Source organism: Dolichospermum sp. DET69 (assembly GCA_017355425.1).
In the GTDB taxonomy this organism is placed as follows: domain Bacteria; phylum Cyanobacteriota; class Cyanobacteriia; order Cyanobacteriales; family Nostocaceae; genus Dolichospermum.
Genome location: CP070233.1, coordinates 3,037,702 through 3,052,377 on the forward strand (window position 1 = coordinate 3,037,702; position 14,676 = coordinate 3,052,377).

Annotated in this window: 10 protein-coding genes; 1 reads left to right on the top strand and 9 read right to left on the bottom strand. The window is 37.0% G+C overall.

From position 1 onward, the window contains the following. Positions 1-2: 2 nt before the first annotated feature. Together EZY12_13910 and EZY12_13915 are read right to left on the bottom strand one after the other, a co-directional pair. Positions 3-1,148 (bottom strand): VWA domain-containing protein, encoded by a 1,146-nt coding sequence (locus EZY12_13910; protein ID QSX65961.1) that lies wholly within the window; start codon positions 1,146-1,148, stop codon positions 3-5. A gap of 835 nt (positions 1,149-1,983) precedes the next feature. Then, positions 1,984-3,591 (bottom strand): glycosyltransferase family 39 protein, encoded by a 1,608-nt coding sequence (locus EZY12_13915; GenBank protein QSX65962.1) that lies wholly within the window; start codon positions 3,589-3,591, stop codon positions 1,984-1,986. A gap of 246 nt (positions 3,592-3,837) precedes the next feature. Here EZY12_13915 and EZY12_13920 point away from each other — a divergent pair, with 246 nt between their 5' ends. Beyond that, positions 3,838-5,364, top strand: a complete 1,527-nt coding sequence (locus EZY12_13920; protein QSX65963.1) for a hypothetical protein — start codon at positions 3,838-3,840, stop codon at positions 5,362-5,364. A 47-nt stretch (positions 5,365-5,411) separates the two neighbouring features. Here the strand turns inward: EZY12_13920 and EZY12_13925 are convergent, their stop codons facing one another. From EZY12_13925 to EZY12_13955, 7 genes are all read right to left on the bottom strand, one after another. Then, on the bottom strand, positions 5,412-6,704 hold the full coding sequence (locus EZY12_13925; GenBank protein ID QSX65964.1) for a recombinase family protein: 1,293 nt from the start codon (positions 6,702-6,704) through the stop codon (positions 5,412-5,414). 27 nt (positions 6,705-6,731) lie between these two features. Next, a complete protein-coding gene (locus tag EZY12_13930; protein ID QSX65965.1) occupies positions 6,732-7,949 on the bottom strand; it encodes a thioester reductase domain-containing protein in 1,218 nt (405 codons plus the stop codon). 56 nt (positions 7,950-8,005) lie between these two features. After that, on the bottom strand, positions 8,006-8,863 hold the full coding sequence (locus EZY12_13935; protein ID QSX65966.1) for a sulfotransferase domain-containing protein: 858 nt from the start codon (positions 8,861-8,863) through the stop codon (positions 8,006-8,008). Positions 8,864-9,203: 340 nt separating this feature from the next. Continuing rightward, positions 9,204-10,982: a thiamine pyrophosphate-binding protein gene (locus EZY12_13940; GenBank protein ID QSX65967.1), complete on the bottom strand. Its 1,779-nt coding sequence runs from the start codon at positions 10,980-10,982 to the stop codon at positions 9,204-9,206. A 50-nt stretch (positions 10,983-11,032) separates the two neighbouring features. Beyond that, a complete protein-coding gene (locus tag EZY12_13945; GenBank protein ID QSX65968.1) occupies positions 11,033-11,770 on the bottom strand; it encodes a sulfotransferase family 2 domain-containing protein in 738 nt (245 codons plus the stop codon). A 51-nt stretch (positions 11,771-11,821) separates the two neighbouring features. Further along, on the bottom strand, positions 11,822-13,180 hold the full coding sequence (locus EZY12_13950) for a flippase (GenBank protein QSX65969.1): 1,359 nt from the start codon (positions 13,178-13,180) through the stop codon (positions 11,822-11,824). 122 nt (positions 13,181-13,302) lie between these two features. Then, a complete protein-coding gene (locus EZY12_13955) occupies positions 13,303-14,667 on the bottom strand; it encodes an aminotransferase class III-fold pyridoxal phosphate-dependent enzyme (protein ID QSX65970.1) in 1,365 nt (454 codons plus the stop codon). Positions 14,668-14,676: the final 9 nt, after the last annotated feature.

Genomic DNA, 14,676 nt, shown 5'->3' on the forward strand with positions numbered 1-14,676 from the left:
AACTATTTTTTTACTTTAACATTTATTTGGTAATCACGCTGGCGTGAATCTGGACAATTTAGGGTAAACTTGTTATTTGCCATGAGAGTTCGTGATGTAATTTTTTTATTATTTATTTGAATGTTTCCATTTTCTATTGGTATGACATAAACCTTGTCTCCTTTACGTTCTAAATAAGCTCGTAATTCTCCACCAGGACAATCAATAGAATCTATGCATTTAGGATCATATTCACCAATAGCTATTTTTCTATTATTGGGTAATCTTATGATTTTTTGATCTTCTTCATCATCTTCTAACTTAATTTGCAACTCCCATTTTTTTTGTGATTTGGCAAATTTGAATATACTCCAAATTCCCACAGATATTATTAATAATAAAATCAAACTAGGTAGCCATAATTGTTTAATTAAATAAGGATTGACTAAACAAGTTTCTTCACCTCCTGGTGCTGGTGTACAAATTTCTTGAACCGTAGAATTAATATCAACTACAGATAGTTTATAATCTTTATTGTCTTGATTTTTAATAATTAGCGATCGCTCTTTTAAAGGTAAAGCCTTAATCCAATTCTGTCTTTCCTGACTTTCCGGCGATTCTGCTATTCTGAAAGGACTATTAGCAGGTGTTTCTATCCAAACTTGTGAATTAATTCCGGGTTGGGTAAATAAAGGTGCATCAGTAATCCAAACAATAGACTGCGGCTTAATTTGTTGATGGTTGGAAAGGCGATTTTGATTAATTTGTGCAATACCTTGATATACTGTTAACTCTGCTTTTTGAATATCTGTTCCATAGCGGTTAGGGTCAGAATTAAAAGGAATTTTTGCTAATACTTTATTAATATTTTCAGAATTTTTCTGACTAAAATATATAGGTGTTCCTAACGGATTTTCAACAGATATAACATCATTGAAAACTATATTTTGAGCAAAGGTCACAACATAAACAGAATCTCCCGGTTTGAGACTGTCTTCAACTATCTGACGTAACCGAATCCGTCCTTGATCATTTAAACCCACACTTTCTGTAACATCAATGGCTAAAACCACATCATGTTTACCCCCACCCCACAGGGATACTAACTGTAAGCCATTTTTCTGTGTATCAGTCAGTGATTGTCCAGGAGTAATTTTTGTTACACTCACAAACCCTATAGTCCATTAAATAATGTATGTATCAGACTTACCGCATAAATAGGCAGTAAGTCTAGTTTAAAGTATAAAGAACTATTTAGAATGTGTAGTAAAGAATTTATCCTTCTTCCTGGTCAGGGTTTACCGGGAAGAGTCTAGTGTCACAGCAAGCAACTAGTACACGACGGCGTAAATAAACCAACCATTCCAAATCGTACCAAAAGCTTACTCTGTATTCATTTTTAATTTTTAATTCTTAATTTTTAATTCCGAGAAAGCGGTACTAGCAGAATTAACAATGGCAATGGTGATGAAAATACCAAGCTATTAGAGCGTGTTTGATAGCTTGTGTGGCGTAGCCATAAAGTCATGATTGATGTATCAAATATCTTTTTACCCCACCCTAACCCTCCTCGATGCATTGGGGAGGGAACTTGATTTTCCGGTTTCCCCCATTTATAAGGCTACTGTGTACACACAAGTCCTACTTATCTTCGTTTCGGCCTATTTCGCTCCCTAAATCCCCCAATTCTGGGGCAAGACCAGGAAGACAAGGAAGGATAGTAGACAAGAAGGATTTTATTCACAGAATACTCGGTTTATGGGTTGTTTTGTTACCAATCATCCATTCGTTTGTCCGGTTTTCCTCCTTTGTCACCTTGTCTGCCTTGTCCCCCAAGTCTTGAATTTTGGGGGACTTTGAAAATTCTTGTGACCCCAATTTTGGGGGTTAGGGGGCGATTCAATCACTTGTGTGTACACGGTAGCATTTATAAGGGGGGATTAAGGGGGGTAAAAAATCACAATGTATTACTTTGCAAACATCCTCTTAAAAACAACTTAACAATTACTCATTCTCTTTAGTAATTAATTGCCAATCTCCTACTTGATCTACTACTTTGATAGACTTGAATTGGAGGTTTTCTAAGGTAGAGGTGTTGAGGAGAAAATAAGGTTGATCATCATATTGCCAGTAATATTGTAGCTCACCAATAGAAGCAGGAATAATGGTGCGATCACTATAAAAATCCAAAGAAGGACGATGGTAGGGAAAAGATGTATAGATTTCCTTAATCGCTGGATCTATTTTAGTGATCATCGCTGCCACTGGTTTGACGGAATAAGCTGTATTTAATTCCCAAATCCAGTAATTAGATTTCATCAACAGCAGTAGAGAAATATAACTTCCCCAAATTAAAATTTTCAGAAATTGTTTATCACCTCGTGCTGCTAAAATTGCGGCTAAAGTCATAGTTAAAGCCACCGCAGCAAAAATGATTTGTAATTCTAGATTGTCTAAAGTTCTCCCACTAAAATAAATACTTGCTGCCGAAGCTACTACCGCCAACATGGCTAAACTCGTTACCCAAGCGTGGGGATAGCCTAAGGAAGAAGGGATATTTTCCATTTCTGCTAACTGAAATCCCAAAGCTAAAGCCAAACTGGGATAAATGGGGAATATATACCAGGGAAGTTTCCAGCTAATCAGAGAAATGATCAATAAATAAACAACACACCAGACAATAATTAGTTTTGCCCAACTTAAGTTATTGTTATCCCAAGTGATGCGAATAGTTTGTGGTAAAAATATTAACCAAGGCCATGTCCACTTACCGATTTCAAAAAGATAATACCAAGCTGTTTCGGAACTGCCATTACTAATAGTTTTAATATGGCTTAAAGATGTATTCACATCAATACTGAAGGGATAGCCATAGTTCCATACTTGAAACCCATACCAACAAAATACAGGTAGACAACCGATAAAAATACCCATCCAGAAATAATAACTTGTCAGCAGTCTAGGTGTATCCCAATAGAGAAAGACTAAAACAACTGCACCTAAATAAACACCCATTATGCCTTGAGTTAGACAAATTAACCCAAAACTAATACCTACACCTAAGCAGTAACGTAAATCCCGGCGCGATCGCAAGACAAACCACATCATCAAAATCAAAAAACCAGCAACTGCCCCATCTAACATCGCTAACCTGCCATAACGGACCACAGGCAGCATTGTTAAATAAATCAAAGAACTATAAATAGCCGCCCAACGTTGACGAAATAGCTCTCTCCCCAGGCAATATAACAAGGGTACAGAAATTGCTGTCAAAATAGCACTAGGTAGCCGTGTTGTCCATTCATTGACACCACCCACAGCATAAGCCACAGCAATTAATAAGTGCATAAGCGGCGGTGTCTGATGATATGGTTCACCACCCAAAGTGGGGTAAAGCCAGCGCATTGAATCTGCTGGAGCTTGCCAAATTTCCCGCGCTACCCTGGCCACGGTTGCCTCATCGCCATCTTGTAAGGGCAACCCGCCAAGATTGATGCTAAACAAGACCACCGCTGCCAACAACAATAGAATTAGCCATAGCCAATCAATCTTTTTTTCAACCACACGGTGCTGTTTTTCTAGATGAGTCCAAATAAAGCTTCCTTCTGGCATATTCTATGCGAATCTTATGACTGCTAGGTTTAATCACATAGAGATCAAAGCGAATCTTCCATGTTGCCATCTATAATTTTGACCAATGGCTAAATCCCAAATTAGCTCAGTTTCTCAAGAACAGAGATAATTTTTTAGCGAAGATTTTCTTATTGATTTTTTAAGGAAGTTTACAAGCATTTTTCCAATTAAATGATATAAATACTACCATTAGCATTTGGTCAATTACCCTGAAGGAGAATGTCAATGAACCTACCATTTATTTTAGATGTGGCGCTGGGTTTAATTTTTATTTACTTAATTTTAAGTTTACTGGCTTCAGAAATTCAAGAACTATTAACGACAGTGCTGCAATGGCGAGCTGAACATTTGAGGAGATCAATTGAAATTCTTTTAGCTGATGATACTCAAACTTCAGAAAATCCCAAAGTAATTCAACTAGTCAATAAGATTTATGCTAATCCTTTAATTCAAAGCATTAATCAAGAGGCTAAAGGTTTAATGGCAACCTTACCTCGGAAGGCAACTTGGGTAATAGGTTCATTATTTAGTTCCTGGAGAAAGTCTAGTTCTAGATTTAAAAAAGAAACTGTGTTTGGTAATCAAAAACGTAGTGCGCCTTCCTATATTGGTGGTGAAAGTTTTGCCAATACTTTTATGGATACACTACAACTGCCCATATTAGTCAAAAAATTAACTCAGATCAGAGTAGAACAATTCAAAAATGAACGTTTAGATGATGTTAGACAAATTTTGATTCAGTTGCAAGTTGACATTAATAATCAGCAATTATCTAGTGAATTTGCCACCGATATTGCCGCAGATTATAGACAATTGGAATTAGAGTATAACCGCATTATTGATGAATTCAATAAAGATAAATATGATATATACATGGCCATGAATCGGATGAGAGATAGTTTGGACAAATATATAGATAGTTTTCAAGCACATATAGACAATTATGAAGATATTTTAGATAAACCTTTGCGGGAACTAAAATTCTTAAGAAAAGATATTTTTGAAGATGCAGAAAAAGCGATAGTGATAGGAGGATTAAAACCTAATATTAATGAAATTGTCAAATCTATCAAAAAAGGTAGTGATATTCATGATGAAGTTATAGCCGCTATCCAAGATAAAGATAGTGAAACCTATAAAAAAGTTAAAGAACTGATTGATATTCTGCCAGATTCTGTAGTTACTAATATTGAAACCATGGCAAAACGCGCCCAAATGAGAGCTAAAAGCACTGAAGAAGGCATTAATCTCTTGCAAAAAGAAATTGAAAATAGTTTTGATAGCTCCATGGAAAGAGCCGGTGGTGTTTATAAACGTAATGCTAAAGGAGTGGCAATTTTAATTGGCATAACTTTAGCTATCACAGCCAATGCAGATACTTTTCATATTATCAATCGCTTATCTAAGGATTCTTTATTACGAGAAATAATTATTAACAAAGCTGTACAAGTAGTACCACAAGGATCTAATTCTTCAGATATCAATAAAATAGATCCTAACGAGATTTTAAAGGAAGTTGAGTTACCAATCGGTTGGACAAATGCTAACTTACAACAGCAAATTAACGGCACAAAATATAGAATCAATGGGTTGCCTGTTTTCAGTATTTTGAGTATGATTGCTGGTTGGCTTGTTAGTGGTTTTGCTATTGCTATGGGTGCGCCTTTTTGGTTTGATTTACTAGGAAAAGTCATGAATGTCCGAAATACGGGTAAAAAAGGTAAACAAGCTCCTAAAAATCAAGATGAGTAATTGAATTTAGATCCCCGACTTCTTGAAGAAGTCGGGGATCTGAGTATTTAGATAATAAAAATTATCTGTAAATCCCATTCTCCACTTTGGCGAATAATTTGAATTTTCTGGATAAATTCGCGGAAGTAAAACCGTCGTTCTACTTCTGATAAATCTAACCAAAATTGGGGAATGGAAACAGCTTGAGCTACGGAATATAAATTCACAGGAGGAAGAATTGCTAACTTGGCTTGAAGTTCAGAGATTTCTGTACGAAGTTTGTAAGCTCTTAATTTTGCAGTTTCTGAATCTAAAATTCCAGTTTCTATTAAAGTGGGTAATTGTTGAAGGATTTCTTGTTGACGAGATATACCATTCTCTAAACTATTTTTAATTGCATCTAATTGGGGAAAATTCATTCCCGCTACAGCTAAAGGTAAATCTCGACAAATATTATCAATAGTTTTTTCTAAAACTACTTGGTAAGGGATAGCACGACATTTTGGCTGTTGAGGACAGTTGGTTGCTCGTAAATATAGATACTCTTTATCTTGATGACGCTGAGTAACACTGGTGACAATCATCTGTGACTGACATTGATTACAAATGACTAAACCAGCTAAAGAACGGGGCGCACTAGCTGTCCGCGATGGTAAACGGCTGTTGCGACGCAATAGTCTATCAACCTGCGCTGCTGCTGCTCTAGATATGATTGCTGCATGGGTATTAGAGATAGTTTCACTATTTTGATAAGCGGTATCACCGCGATAAACTGGATTAGTTAACCAGCGTCTACCTGTAGTGACAGAGATATTTTTACTGTATTTTTTAGCTAAATAACGAACAGCAGCATGGATAGAAGCATAGAGTAAAAAGTGATCAAAAAAATCTTTGACGACAGGTGAGGTCGTACGGTCAATAATATATTTACCCTGTCCTCTGCGGTAGCCATAGGGGGATTTTCCCGGTGGTGGTGAGGATTCTAGGCGATTGCGCGCGTGTCCTTGACGAATGCGACGGCTGCGTTGCTGATGTTGAATTTCTGAGGATAATTCCAGAAGTTCGGCGCGAATTTGACTAGATTTAGAGGTGTATGCTTGTTGTGTCGCAATTACCACGACTCCCATTGTTTCTAGTTGATTCAGGCGATCGCTTACTTCTACTAAAGTATCACCTAATTCTTCTAATCGGCGAACCAGTAGATAATTTACTGTTTCTGTTTGACAATCAGTTAATAATTGTTGTAATTGGCTACGTTTCCCTAAATCTTCATAAATTTTATCTACTTCCCAACCCCAATCATTTTGATTGGGAACGGTATCAAGTAATGGATCAGTATAAATATAAACTATTATTTTCATAATGTACAATGAAAACTTGTTTTTAACTTATATTTTATTGTCATTCAACACTTCCGGAAAATAACCAATTTTTTGAAAGTAGGAAAAATACACATTCAGTAATTCCTCATTGATAGCAGGACAGAGAATAGATATATTTCCTAACTCTGCAATGGTTTGGTCAGCATTAAATTCTACTTTGTCCGGTGAAAATATCTTTGAGAATTTCAAAAGCAGTAATAAAGACGAGTATAACTTATCCTTGGGATACTTGGATATTTGATTCTTTGTTTCCGCTAAAAAATCATCATAACTAACCTTTTCTAAAGGGTAGCCTAGAAAACACATTGAGTTAAAAAATTGCTCCCAAGAAGTTGACTGAGGATTAACTAAATGAAATGTTCTGCCAAAATATTTTTTTTCCAGAGATAAACTTACAATTGATTGACTGACATAATCAACTGGAATCATATTTATTTGTGTTTTTAAATTCGGAAATCTTCCTAATTTAATACAACCTTTGAGCAAAATACATAAGAAATCTTGAATATTGCCATTGATTCCTGTTTGACTATGTCCACTAATTCTTGAAGAACGATAAATACAAGCAGGTAATCCTCTTTGTTGTGCTAATATAATTAATTGTTCTGCTACCCATTTAGTTTGTTGATAACCTCCTTTGATAATAGAAAAATCAGCAATATCTGTTTCCGTTATTTTTTCATTATCAAGATTAGTTTTATTGAAAAAGAATCCCAGGGTAGAAATAAAATGAACAGGTTTAGTTTGCAGAATACTTGCTAACCGAATAACCTCTTGTGTTCCTAACACATTCGCAGGTTTTAAAATTGAATAAGGACGTGCCGAGTTAACCCATGCTCCATTATGATAAATAATATCAATTATCCCTGCTAATTCATTAAAATCTCCCTCAGAAAGACCCAACAAAGGTTTAGATAAATCTCCCACAACGGGAATAATTCGAGAACTAAAAGTTTCTTCCCAAAGTAAATAAAATTCCAAATGTTTTTGGAGACGATTTTTACCATCTTCGCTATTACCACAGCGAATCAAACAATAAATATCTGCCGTAGTTTTGTGGAGCAGTTCCCTAAGTAAATCAGCACCAAGAAAGCCAGTTGCTCCTGTGAGAAAGATAGATTTTGGCTCTAGTAAATTATCTGACAGAGGATTGATAAATTGGATAGAGGAATCTAAAATTAATTCCTCTGCTAAATCTAAACTATTACCAGTAGTGTTAATCATAAATAATGGGTTTTTGCCTATTTCTTGAATACCTTGTGCATAAACTTATGAGAAAACTATCCGATTGTGTATCCAGCTTCCTCACATAAAGGTTGACAATAAATATTTAATTTTTCTACATCTTCTGCGTTCATTGAGCTTTTCCAACCATCTATTTTACCTGTTCTAAATGTTCTAGCACCAGGATTATAAATTTCACCTAACTGAGAAAGAATAGTATCATCAAAAGGAATATCTAAATAAGAGCAGATTTTGTAGACAACAGCTTCTTTTTTTTCCTTAGTTCCTCCACCCTGTTCCCCAACCAAATCTTCAAAGTGGATAAATAAACAATTTTCTTCATTACGCCAAGCTAACATAGAACGATACACTTCGGCAAAATTTTTGATTTCTACTCCTACTTTTACAGCATACCCTCCCTCTAAAATAAAGTCTAAGCGTTGGGTAGGAGACATTAAACTAAAATCATCTTCTAAAAAGTGTCTTCCTGGCATTTTACCTGTATCTAAAACAAAGGGAATTAAAGAAAAAACGACAGCGCGAGGATCACGAATTATAAAGACCTGTTGATAATTTAATTCGTTCAAAATTGGCGTTAATAGAGGTGTCCAAGGAATATGACCTAAAATATATTGCTTTGGGGAAATCAGTGTTAACCAATGTCGAAAAGTTGCGGAATCTACATAACATGGGGTTAAAGCACCGATACTAATTTTCTGATCTGATTCTGTTTGATGTTCTAATCTCTTTTTGACTTCTCCATAATTAAAGAATAGAGGTGTTTCTGTGATTTCTCCTGGTTCAAAATGTTCTTTATACCCCAAAATTTCTACAGCTTTGGCTAATAAATGAGTACCACTTTTAGGCAAAGAATTAATTAATAGTCTCTTGGTTGCAGATTGTTCTTCAGTCATGATCTTAGTGGGGAAAATTAAAAATTGACAGTTGGTAGTAATTCAGGAGTATTTGGAAGATATAGCGTTTTCTGATCTAATGAGGTACAAAATTATCTGCGTTCAATTCTTACTTCCTCTAACATACCTCTAAGATACAAGGTTGGGTTGTGGAACGTAAACGTTCGCGGAGCAATCGGAACGAAACCCAACAAAATCCTTGGTAATGTTGGGTTTCGCTGTCGCTGAACCCAACCTACATTTCCTTAACCGACAAGTATTGTATGGTAGATAGGTTTTCTAAGCCATAGCCATATTTAGGGTAAACTTTCAAAAATCAAATAGTAATCCTATATCAAGTTTAGAACATTCCGATGGGTGGGACATAATCACCATCAATTCGCACATCTAATACTGTTGGTTTGGAATCGTTATAAATTGCCTCATAATCTAGATTTTTTAAATCTTGACCATTATGAATAATATAACCATTTGCCCCCATTCCTTTGGCTATTTGACTAAAATCAACTGAAGGTAAAATAAACTCCAGTTTTTCAGTTCCTGTTTGCTTATGTCTATGTTTCACCATACCGAAAGATTGGTCATTTAAAATAATAAAAATGACTGGTAATTTTTCAGCCACAGCCACAGCCAGTTCGTTTCCGTGCATTAAGAAGCAACCATCTCCTGTTAGGCAAACAATGGGGGTATTTTTAACGCCAAAAGCTGTGCCAACTGCACTACCAATTCCCCACCCCATCGGGGCTGTTACTGCTCCTAGACGGTAATTTTCGGGACGATGGGGAAATAAATAATGAATACTCCAAGTTAACCAATTACCTACATCAATTAGATAGCGAGTTTCTGGGGGGAAATGCTGTATAAGTTCACTGATTAATTGTTGGGGTTTAACTGGGGATTGATCATTTAATAGTTTATAACTATCTGGATCTTTAACTGTAATTTGAGTGGGTTGATATGGATGATGGTTTAATAATTCGGGGGAGGTTGTTGATAGTTTTGGTTTTAAGTGTCCTGTTTTCTGAGCATTTTCTAGGCGTGTATGTAATTCTTTAAGTATGGTTTTAATAGTTCCTTGGATGTGCAATTCTGCCATTGGAGAACTGTTAAAACACTGATCTGCATGATGGATATGGACTAATTTTTTAGTTAATACTGCGTTATCCCAATTGGAGGTTTCCCATTGTCCTAAGTTCATACCTACAGCTAAAATTAAACCGACAGATTCATCGGTGAGGGCTTGACGGGCTGTTTGATGGCCAGCAAACCCAAATACGCCTTTTGCTAAGGGATGATAAGGATTAACGCAGGTTTTGCCGCTTTGGGTTGTAGCTATAGGAGCATTAATTAATTCTGCTAAGGCTATAATTTCTGAGGATGCTTGTTTACAATCTTGACCAATCCAAAGGGCGATAGTTTGTCCTTGATTTAATACATTGGATACGGTTTGAGAAAGATGATCTAAGGCTTTTAAATCAACTAATGCTGGGGGTTGGGTTAATAGTTGAGGTATATGAGGATAGGTAAGAGATGGTGGGGCTTCAGCGCGGAAGAGATTTACAGGAATGCTGAGATGAGCCGGTCCAAAAGGCGATCGCAAAGCTGTTGTTAAGGCCGCAACTAATTTTCTTTCTAGTTGATTGGCATGAGTAACGAGGGTGTTATAACGAGTACAGTGCTTAAACATCGCCATTGTATCTATCGTATCGGGTGATGATTCTTGAAAGGCACTCCAGCTAAAATGGGATAGCATGGTTTGGGCGGTGATTACAAGCATGGGGACTCCTTCACCATAAGCGGAAGCTACCCCTGTAATTAAATTGGTGCTACCTGGACCTGTTGTAGCACAGCAAACTCCAATTTTTCCAGTTTCACGGGCATAGCCATCAGCCATAAAAGCCGCACCGGTTTCATGACAAGTCAAAATTGCCCGGATTCCCCCACGTTTTTCGCTACGTGCTAGGGCTTCATACAATGCGCTGTTGTGTCCTCCAGGTATGCCAAAAACATATTCCACTCCTAATTGTTCTAAATAATCTACGATTAAATCACTCAGTGTTCTGGATTGATTTTGCTCAGGGGAAGTCAGTTGGAGAGAAGATGGAGTTTGTGAAATCATTCTATTTAAGTTGGTAATGTTAACAGAGGTTGAGGTTTTTAAACCCTGACTTATACTTGAACAGTGGTTTTGAGTCCTTGATCAAGAGAATTTTTTGTTTTTCTGATCCCTTGACCAATTTGATCGGAATACCCATCAAAGGTGTAGCCAAATAATGCTATATCTTCTTGAAAATGCTCTTCTACTAATTTTATGGTTTTGGGGTTGTAATATTCTTGATAGTTTCTATGTTTCGACTTATTCAAATATGGTAAAGAAGTTTGTAAACTCAGTCTTTGACAAACATAATTAAAATCAGTTTCCAATGTTTCATATCTACCAATAAAATCAATTATTAATCTACCTTGTGAGTCGGTAATAAGTTCTTTTTGTAGTTTGGTTGCTCCTTTTGAAAAGGGGTTTTTGGTGTTAATTACCCATTCTAAATATTCCTCAAATCCAGCCATTGATTTTACTAATTCATGTCTGATATGAGCTTTTTCTTTGAGAATGAAGTGATAATAGGATACTTGCCAATCCCAAGGGTTTCTAACAAAAGCAAATTTATAAAAACTGTTATAGATTTCTGGTGACAATTCCTTTTGAACGTCCTTGGCTTTAGCGTGCCAAAGGGAAGATGCCCATATTTCATAAAAGGGATTAATTTTGTCTCCTAACATTCTTTGGGGACGATTAATTTTGAATTTTTCGGGTTCTTGAGCATAGGCTTGTAACGCCTCTTTAATACTCGAACCCGCAGCTTTAGCGATGTGAAAAAAAATGAACTTGTGACTGTAAGATATTAACATTGGTATAGGTCTTTGTATTTATAAATTGCTTCTAAATTTGGTTGAATGAAGTTATTCAGCTTCAGTAGCTGATTTGCTCTCAGGCTTAAATAGGACGGAAAAAATCGAAGGATTAACCTTAACGTATTTGATGACTAAGACACTCAGCCAAATATTCCATGTAATCATAGTAATGCTAGTGGCGATCGCTGCCCCTACCATCCCCAAATAGGGAATAGCGATCGCATTTAAAACTATGTTCATTAAAGCACACCAACCAAACACAGGCAAGGACTTATTTTGATGACCTGTCATTACCATTAAAGAGCCAACCGAACCACATAAAGCATCAACCAAACGTCCAATCACCAAAACTTTCAAAGTCCAATTAGCCGTGATAAAATCCGAGCCAAAAATACTGAGAACAGGTTGAGTAAACAGCAATAAGCAGACAGAAATCAACACTGTAGGAATAAATATCCAGATATTGGCCTCAGACACCAGTTTTTGTAACCCCGAAGAATCTTTTTTAGCATAAAGGGTTGCAAATCTGGGTGCAGCCACTATATTTAATGTTAGCAAGGCTAAACCTGGCCACTGAGCAGTTTTTACCGCCGCATTGTAAATTCCGGCTGGTTCAGGCCCTATCAAAGAACCCACCATCAGAATATCAGATTGATCTAAAATCACAAAAAATGACTGTTGAATCAACAAAATCAGCGATAATTCTACCCACTCACGGTAAGCATAAACAGGAGTTGTCGGTGTAAATTCTTGATTAAACTTCCTTCTCACTAACAGAAGTTGCACTGTCGTCACCGCAAACAATATCACTCCAGCTAGGATAATCAAGGATAAACTATTGAGGCTATGGTGATCTCTCCAGATTATAAATCCTGCTCCTAGCACTAAGATAGGATAGATAATATCAGCAGGCATATAGGCTAGAGCAATTTCCTCTAAGGCTGTGGCGACTCCCTTGTACAAACTAACTAAAGCCTGTAGGGGTAATATCCAGATTCCCATTAATAGAGGAATTGCATAAACAAATTCATGGTAATTATTTATTGATAAGACGATTCCGATGACAATTAAGGATACAGTTAGGCTTCCTAGTAAGATTAATAGCCAACTTCCCCTCACAATGCCGTGCAAACTGCCCAAATCTTGTTTGACTTTATATTCTGCAATTAAGCGGACTGTCGTGCGAGGTAATCCTAATCCTGCGGGTAGCGCCAAAAATATAGTCCAAGCCGTCACATATTCATAAATTCCATATTCAATTCTCCCCATCCATCGCGCCAACAAAACTTGCAACAGATAGGTAATAAAAAGACTACTAATTTGTACAACCAGAGCTACAGTAGCATCTTTGGTAAAGCCCTTGAAGCTGATATTTTGGGGAGACTGTGTAAAGGTTGATTCAGTCATAATATGAGTTTAGGTTAAGAGTTTTTGTAGGTTGGGTTAAGCGACAGCGCAACCCAACAAAAGTCTGTAAATGTTGGGTAACAAGAACGTCAACCCAACCTACCTGATTTCACATTTTTAGATTATTCAGCACAGACCAAATTAAGAGCCTGTTTTACTTCTTTGAAAGTCAATTCTAATTTTTCCACTAATTCATCACATTGAGTTTCTGTAATAATAAAAGGTGGCGAAATTAAAATGTGATCTCCATCTACTCCTATTCCCGTACCAAATCTACCTCGGAGAATTAAGCCATTTTTTAAGCCTATTTGCATGATTTTTTCAGTTATGCCCAGGGAACGGGAAAATGGTTGATGAGTCTCTCGGTTTTGGACAAATTCAATCCCTATTAATAACCCTTCTCCGCGAACATCTCCAATGAATGATTCCCGTGCAGCCAACTTTTGTAATTCATTTTTCAGATATTTACCGATGACTGCACATTTTTCAATCAGATTATGTTCAGCAAGATAGTTTTGTACAGCTAAGGCCGCAGCGCAACTAATGGGATGTCCCGCATAGGTGAACAATGATAGGGGTATATTTTTAGTGGCATGATCAAATATTTCTCGAACCCTTTTGTGAATAATCACGGCTCCAATGGGCGCGTATCCACTACTTAAGGCTTTTGTGGCTGTGATCATATCCGGGATGACATTCCAGTGGTCAATTCCAAAATTCTTACCAGTGCGACCGAAGCCTGTGATAATTTCTTCGGAAATGAAAAGAATATCGTAAAAATCACAAATTTCTCGAATTTTTTCATAGTAACCCGGTGGGGGAACGATCGCACTACCGGCACCACCAATAATCGGTTCGGCAATAAAAGCGGCTATGGTATCGGGGCCTTCTTGTTCTATTGTCCTGGCTAGTTCATTGGCACAAGCGAGTTGACAACTGGGATAGGTGAGTCCATAGGGACATTGATAACAGTGGGGGGCTTGAATATGGGGAAAATTTAATAAATCAAAGGGAGGTAAACTGCTGCGAACAAACCGACTCCCGGACATGGCTAGGGTAGCAATTGTATGACCGTGATAACTATGCCAACGGGAGATAATTTTATATTTGCTGGGTTTTCCTCGGAGTTGATGGTAATAAAGTGCTACTTGAAAAGCCTTTTCATTGGCTGTTGAGCCACCGGTAACGAAACCAACTCTATCCATGCCCTCTGGAGCCATTGCTGTGACGACATCAGCCAAACGTTCTTGGGGTTCGCTGGTAAATTGAGCTTTATGGATGAAACACAGTTCACGAGCTTGTTTAGCGATCGCATCAGCTACTTCTGTAACACCATGGCCAATGGAAATAACATGAGTTCCCCCGATGGCATCTAGATAGGATTTACCTTCGGAATCATAAACATAAATCCCTTTGCCATGAGTTGGCATCAAACAGGTTTTATGCCAGCGAGGTGTATTAAAAACGTGAGATTGTTTTTCGTTCATTTTATATTT